Below are 899 nucleotides of genomic sequence, written 5' to 3'. Positions count from 1 at the left end.
CAGCTGGGCAGGGTGCTTTCGGGCGGGAGCGGCGTGGCCTCGCAGAGCGGATCGCCGGTATCGAGGCCGGAGGGTTCGGTCCGCGCGTCGGCGATGTCTGGCCCTATGTCGATGCCTTCCTTATAGGACACGGCGCCCGGCTGCAGCGGAAACCAGCCGCGATAGACATTTTCCTTGGTGCGGTCGAAATTCCAGCGCAGCAGCTTCTGCTTTTCAGCGTCCGGTAGCGAAAAGATCGCCAGCAGTCGCGCCCGGTTCTGCGGCGTCAGCCAGTCGTCGCCGGGAAAGTCGCGGATCGCCATGAAGCCGATGCCGGAGGCCGCGGCCATGATCCTCGAGTCGGTCTGGTCGCGGGCGGGCGAGTGACCGAACAAGGGTGCGATCGCGATCGTGTCGATGTCGGCCATCAGTCTTCCTCCCGTCGGACGCCATAAGCAGGGCGCGGCGGCGGGCGATTGTCAATCGCAGGCAACTGCGCGTCATTGGGCCACCCGTATCAGCGCAGGCGATCGCATCCCATCAGTGTTTTTTGTTTGACCCTCTCATGCCGGCCGCTACCTTGCCGGCATTTCCTCGAAACGGGTGTCGGTGATGGCGAGATATGAGGGCCGGTGCCTGTGCGGCGCGGTGCGTTACAGGGCCGAAGCGGAGCCGATCAACGAGCGCGTCTGCCATTGCCGGATCTGCCAGAGGGCGATCGGCGCGGCCTTCAACGCGCGACTCCTGTTCCGCATCGACGATGTGACCATCGAAGGGCCGGTGGCGACCATCAACTCCACGCCGGACCTCAAGCGCGGCTTCTGCGCGGCTTGCGGCACAACCCTGTTCTCGCGCCGCGATTCCAGAAACATTCTCGGCGTCACCTCCGGCTCGCTCGACGACCCGTCGCTGTTCAAGCC

1 protein-coding gene and 1 pseudogene are annotated in these 899 nt (G+C 65.2%); one reads left to right on the top strand and one right to left on the bottom strand.

Features of this window, described 5'->3' with window-relative positions; genetic code table 11:
* Positions 1 to 407 (bottom strand): annotated as a pseudogene (locus tag EOA28_RS37115) (2-oxoglutarate and iron-dependent oxygenase domain-containing protein); the annotation flags it as partial.
* Between the two features lie 184 nt (positions 408 to 591).
* Here EOA28_RS37115 and EOA28_RS37110 point away from each other — a divergent pair.
* Positions 592 to 899, top strand: a 308-nt coding sequence (locus EOA28_RS37110; RefSeq protein WP_148671174.1) for a GFA family protein, incomplete at its 3' end; no start/stop codon positions are given.

It is taken from the genome of Mesorhizobium sp. M2A.F.Ca.ET.067.02.1.1 (genome assembly GCF_004023285.1).
In the GTDB taxonomy this organism is placed as follows: Bacteria; Pseudomonadota; Alphaproteobacteria; order Rhizobiales; family Rhizobiaceae; genus Mesorhizobium.
The sequence above is the reverse complement of the archived record's forward strand: the minus strand, read 5'-3'. Positions and strand labels throughout refer to the sequence as shown.